The sequence below is a fragment of the Synechococcales cyanobacterium T60_A2020_003 genome, assembly GCA_015272205.1.
Classification (GTDB): domain Bacteria; phylum Cyanobacteriota; class Cyanobacteriia; order RECH01; family RECH01; genus JACYMB01.
Genome location: JACYMB010000140.1, coordinates 1 through 4,318 on the forward strand (window position 1 = coordinate 1; position 4,318 = coordinate 4,318).

Consider the following 4,318-nt stretch of genomic DNA (forward strand, 5'->3'; position numbering starts at 1 on the left):
TTAGGACATGGACATTTTGGTGGGGCGGCTTCGCCGCCCCACCAAAATGTCCTAATCGAGATGGCTAGCGCTATATTACGAAAAATATAAAGAAAAGCTGGAGAATCTGCATGGAGTTCTCACTTCGGCGGCTAGCGGTTCTCTTGTTCATAACACCTCAGAGTAAGACTGGGATCGGCTGCTTGACGATCATGAAAACTTGGCACAGAACCTGATCAATGACCTGAATGGCTTTAGCCCAGACGTACAGGACATTTTTGATTTTCGTCGTCAGGTGTCTCGGTTGCAAAGTTCTAAGTTGCTACACCCTATTTTTAAGCGGTTTGATGGGATTCAGTTTTTGAATCCTGAAGTTACCGATAGCCACTTCAATGGGGCAAATTTTTGAGCGTCTGATTTATCGGTTCAATACGGACAACAATGAATTTGCTGAAGAACACTTTACTCCAAGAGAAGTGATTCGGCTGATGGTGCGGTTGCTGCTAGAGGATGAAGATGCTCTGACCAACCCAAACGCGATTATCACGATTATTGCTCGACAAGTTTCTGTATTGATAACTGGAATTGAGCTGTCACGGCTCAATTCTTCTGGCTTAAAGCCTTTCCAGGGTTACTTAAACACCTTACTCAGGCTAACTGTCAAGAATCGGAGCGGCGGGATTTGAACCCACGACCCCCACTACCCCAAAGTGGTGCGCTACCAAGCTGCGCTACGCCCCGTTAATTCACGTGCTCCACAAGCATAGCACAGGCGTAGACAAGTATAGACAACCATTTCCCAAGACAATTAAAAATGCGGCAACTCTAAAAAATACTAATCATCTGGAGCGCTTTGAGGAGATAAGGCACAACCTCAGCAGGCCACTGCCCTTCAACGCCGCGATCGCCCAATACAATGAACCGTAGCTCGTAGGACTGTGGATATCCTTCAACCTCAACCCAAACGCGATCGCTCTCCGCTTCGCAACTGATCCGCTCTTCATCCATGAGTTCTTGCTGCATGTGCTGCATCGTGTCTGCTAGCTGAAAAGCAAGGCGTGAAACATCCTGAAACTCCTCTGCGGTTAGCTCAATGGCCCAATGGTCAGACCCCAAAAGCGCACAGTAGGGGTGGCGACTGGGATCCCAGCCAATGCGCCATCCTGAGCCGGAACGCATCTGTCTATCTGAAGAGAACGCCATCCCTATGAATCAAAAGCGGAGTAGATCGGCATCTCCAGGCTGAGGGAGACTAGGGAGATTGTTTGAATTAGAAGAGGATGCTGTTTCAGAAGAGGGGGAACTCGTCATGTCCTCAGAGGGTTCCCCAGCTTCGGTAGCTGTGGTCTCAGTGTCGTAATTGGGGTTATAGACGCGCACTAAGGTGAGAACGAGGTCATCTCGCTGTTGACGAGTGAGGGCGGCGATCGCCGCACGGTCTCCTGCCAGCGGATTTGTTTGTAAATCATCAGCACCAGGATAGGCATCCTGAAACATGAGCTCGTTTGCACCTAGGTAATCCGCGAGGGTTAGTTTCCAATCCAACCGATAAAACGGTGGACGCCCCTTCACGAGAAGGTGATAGACAATGAGGCGACGAACCAACGTATTTTCTGTAGCGGGTTCGCCCGTATCCCGACTAATGTACTGGTTTTCGAGAGGCAAACCCGGTAGCTGGGCATAAATCTGTTGTGCAGTCGCATCGTCGATCGGGACGCGCGGAATCAAAACGGGCGGAAGCTGAGCGGTTGCTGGAAATTGCTGCGGAAGGGCGATCGCCCCACCTACAACAGCGCACATCGCTAACAGAAATAACACCACGTACCGTGTAACCCGATTCCACATAGTAGGCATCTTCGAAAAGACAAACATGACTGCACCGTAATTTCAAACCGATGACCTAGGACGTAATATTCCGATCCCTTACCTACTCGTCGCCAATAATTTCGGGCTGAGTCAGTTCATCGGACATCTCGATAATGGCACGAATCACAGGCTTCATCTTGGGATCATCAATACTGTCGAAATCCTCATAACGGCGACGTTGCGCGCGATTTGCCACCTGCACCGTGATGCGATAGCGGTTGGAGGCAGCATTCACCAAATCTTCAGCCCGACGCGCTAACTGAGTCGGATCAACAGCGGAGCGTTTCGTAATGCGCATAGCTTGCTCTGTAGTTACCAATGGAAGGTTATCCTCCCTAGTGTATCAAGACTTTACAGTGGGGGTGGCTCAATATCCGGGAAGTCTGAAACAGCGTGAACCGAGGGACGACGTTTAGGGGCAGTATTGAAGCAAGGAGCTTGAAACACCATCAGACTGACGGGGAGTGCGGCGTGGGAATCATGAAAACCGAACCGCAGCCGAATAAAAATCAGGGGTTTACAAATATCCATATAAGTTTAAATTGGTAGGATACGCAAAGCGCGTGCCCAGTGGTGGTGGAGTCATTCACAACAGTTATGCAAACTTTGATTCATCCTAATTATGGGCGATCGCCCGCTGTAGCACGTTTAGAACCCTTACGGATTGTCGCGATCGGAGACAGCCTTGTATACGGGTTCGGTGATCCAGAGGGCGGCGGATGGGTAGAACGCCTGCGTCGTCACTGGATGGATCCGCAAAGTGCCGGACACATTCTCTACAACCTTGGTGTGCGAGGCGATGGAGTGAATCAAGTCTCGCAGCGGCTAGAACAAGAGTTTCGCTACCGGGGAGAGTTGCGCCATCGTGTCCCCGATGCCCTGATTTTATCGTTCGGAATTAACGACTCTGCCCGTGTTGGCAAACCGACAGGGCGGCATCTGGTACCGATGGATGAATTTAAGCAGAGTTTGGATGCCTTGCTAGACCATGCGCAAGCCCTATGTCCTGTCCTCTTTGTGGGAATGCCGCCCGTTGATGAGCATCGCATGCCATTTGCAGAGGTTTTGTATTATTCCCATGCTGATCAGCGTCAATATAAGCACGTTACGAAAGACGCTTGTAACCTTCGGGGTATTCCCTATCTTGATATTTACGACCAGTGGATAGCGCAGGGTGAGTGCTGGTGGCGATCGCGCCTTTCCGCCGATGGCATTCATCCAAACGTCGCAGGCTATACGTCCCTGTTGGAAGCGTTTATGGGTTGGGACGCTGCCGCCCCTTGGCTGCAAATGCCCGTTCAGATGGTTGCGAGTTGATGAGCGATCTGGCCTAGTGTTTAGGGCTTACACTCTTCATCTTTAGCATTCCGCGTTGCACCTAGAAGCGTTTGAATTACTACGCAGCGTTTCTGTCCAGTGACGTTGGGCTGGGCGTCAGGAGAGGGGGCGGTGACAGATACGTAAATGGGCAGATCGTAGTCATTGTCTTGCAGAAAATCTGCATCGATATTGCCTTGTCCAGTAAATCGAATTTCGTCTACAGAGGTGTTGTCCGCGTCTACGGCGTTTAGCTGGATCAGTCCTGGCTTGCTGTCAGCACCTCCCAGGGTTTCAACAGACCGAGCATCAGGATCGATACTGAGTCTCCCAAAGCGGACAACGGGAGGATCGGCATCGTTTGGATTGATCTCAATCGTGTGGGGACGCCGACTTTTGGCAGCGTCTGATTGAGTGACCCGAAACGATTCCAAGAAAACGTTGGCGCTATCGGAGGCGCGTCTGCTGTTGAGGTAGGTTGACCAGCTTGGCCCAGCGATCGCCGCCAAAATGCCAATGATCACTAAAGTTGCTAATAACTCCATCAGCGAGAACCCCGCCGTGGAATTGGCTTTTGATGCTTTAAGGAGTAAGACTCTAAGCAACGGTTTCATGAATGCTTTCCCCTTCCTAAATCTGGGTACGAATCGTGACGGCGAGCACGTATGAATGCTGAGGGATTAGTTTGCATTGCCCGGTGCTTTATCGACGCCGCTACGGGTAAAGACACGAGTTTCTAATCCTGTGATAAACGCATCTTCATTAAAGATACCTGGCTTACCATACGCGTTACCACGTAGATGCACCAATACATCTACACTTTGCTCTCCCTCGTTGATATTGAGGGATCCATCTGCGTTCACAGGCTCCAACACACAAGCATAGAAGCTCCGAAATGGAGCAGTAGATGGAGTGATGTTGTAATCATCAGAGGGACAAGGATTATTCGCTTCGCGAAATTTCTCGTTTCCCTCTAGTTCGGTGTCTACGAAATCTACGAGCACAGCCGAGGTGTCTTGGGGGGGAGGCGCAGATCGAGGCCCTTCTAAATCGTTGGGCCAAATTCTAAATAGAGGGGTGCCATCAGCGTCTAGGGCAGGCGGAATATAGCCTGGAACTGGAGCCGCGTTGTTGTTGAACGGGGATAGCTCATAGC

The 4,318-nt window shown here is 50.6% G+C and carries 9 protein-coding genes and 1 tRNA gene; 3 read left to right on the forward strand and 7 right to left on the reverse strand.

Annotated elements, in window-relative coordinates; all coding sequences use genetic code 11:
• Positions 1–199: 199 nt before the first annotated feature.
• Positions 200–388: a hypothetical protein gene (locus IGR76_07140; GenBank protein ID MBF2078284.1), complete on the forward strand. Its 189-nt coding sequence runs from the start codon at positions 200–202 to the stop codon at positions 386–388.
• The gene (locus tag IGR76_07145; protein MBF2078285.1) at positions 372–665 is read left to right on the forward strand and encodes an SAM-dependent DNA methyltransferase; all 294 of its coding nucleotides are present in this window, start codon (positions 372–374) and stop codon (positions 663–665) included. Before IGR76_07140 ends, IGR76_07145 begins: the two co-directional genes overlap by 17 nt.
• Here the strand turns inward: IGR76_07145 and IGR76_07150 are convergent.
• The 5 genes from IGR76_07150 to IGR76_07170 all read right to left on the reverse strand — a co-directional run bounded on the left by IGR76_07150 (position 647) and on the right by IGR76_07170 (position 2,376).
• Positions 647–720 (reverse strand) — tRNA-Pro (locus tag IGR76_07150). The genes IGR76_07145 and IGR76_07150 overlap by 19 nt on opposite strands.
• Positions 721–804: 84 nt before the next feature.
• Positions 805–1,182 carry a DUF1818 family protein gene (locus tag IGR76_07155; GenBank protein ID MBF2078286.1) on the reverse strand — a complete coding sequence of 126 codons (378 nt, stop codon included), beginning with the start codon at positions 1,180–1,182 and terminating at the stop codon, positions 805–807.
• 9 nt (positions 1,183–1,191) lie between these two features.
• Positions 1,192–1,824 carry a hypothetical protein gene (locus tag IGR76_07160; protein ID MBF2078287.1) on the reverse strand — a complete coding sequence of 211 codons (633 nt, stop codon included), beginning with the start codon at positions 1,822–1,824 and terminating at the stop codon, positions 1,192–1,194.
• 82 nt (positions 1,825–1,906) lie between these two features.
• Positions 1,907–2,143 (reverse strand): DNA-directed RNA polymerase subunit omega, encoded by a 237-nt coding sequence (locus tag IGR76_07165; GenBank protein ID MBF2078288.1) that lies wholly within the window; start codon positions 2,141–2,143, stop codon positions 1,907–1,909.
• Between the two features lie 53 nt (positions 2,144–2,196).
• Positions 2,197–2,376, reverse strand: a complete 180-nt coding sequence (locus IGR76_07170) for a hypothetical protein (GenBank protein ID MBF2078289.1) — start codon at positions 2,374–2,376, stop codon at positions 2,197–2,199.
• Between the two features lie 66 nt (positions 2,377–2,442).
• Here IGR76_07170 and IGR76_07175 point away from each other — a divergent pair, with 66 nt between their 5' ends.
• Positions 2,443–3,162: a G-D-S-L family lipolytic protein gene (locus IGR76_07175; GenBank protein MBF2078290.1), complete on the forward strand. Its 720-nt coding sequence runs from the start codon at positions 2,443–2,445 to the stop codon at positions 3,160–3,162.
• Positions 3,163–3,182: 20 nt separating this feature from the next.
• Here IGR76_07175 and IGR76_07180 read toward each other — a convergent pair whose 3' ends face one another.
• The gene (locus tag IGR76_07180) at positions 3,183–3,776 is read right to left on the reverse strand and encodes a prepilin-type N-terminal cleavage/methylation domain-containing protein (protein MBF2078291.1); all 594 of its coding nucleotides are present in this window, start codon (positions 3,774–3,776) and stop codon (positions 3,183–3,185) included.
• Between the two features lie 66 nt (positions 3,777–3,842).
• On the reverse strand, positions 3,843–4,318 hold a 476-nt coding region (locus IGR76_07185; GenBank protein ID MBF2078292.1), incomplete at its 5' end, for a hypothetical protein.

What these genes read in the sequence shown, in the direction of transcription:
- IGR76_07180 (MBF2078291.1), bottom strand. Translation starts at nt 3,776, where the DNA reads ATGAAACCGTTGCTTAGAGTCTTACTCCTTAAAGCATCAAAAGCCAAT.
- IGR76_07160 (MBF2078287.1), bottom strand. Translation starts at nt 1,824, where the DNA reads ATGTGGAATCGGGTTACACGGTACGTGGTGTTATTTCTGTTAGCGATG.
- IGR76_07155 (MBF2078286.1), bottom strand. Translation starts at nt 1,182, where the DNA reads ATGGCGTTCTCTTCAGATAGACAGATGCGTTCCGGCTCAGGATGGCGC.
- IGR76_07170 (MBF2078289.1), bottom strand. Translation starts at nt 2,376, where the DNA reads ATGGATATTTGTAAACCCCTGATTTTTATTCGGCTGCGGTTCGGTTTT.
- IGR76_07175 (MBF2078290.1), top strand. Translation starts at nt 2,443, where the DNA reads ATGCAAACTTTGATTCATCCTAATTATGGGCGATCGCCCGCTGTAGCA.
- IGR76_07165 (MBF2078288.1), bottom strand. Translation starts at nt 2,143, where the DNA reads ATGCGCATTACGAAACGCTCCGCTGTTGATCCGACTCAGTTAGCGCGT.
- IGR76_07145 (MBF2078285.1), top strand. Translation starts at nt 372, where the DNA reads ATGGGGCAAATTTTTGAGCGTCTGATTTATCGGTTCAATACGGACAAC.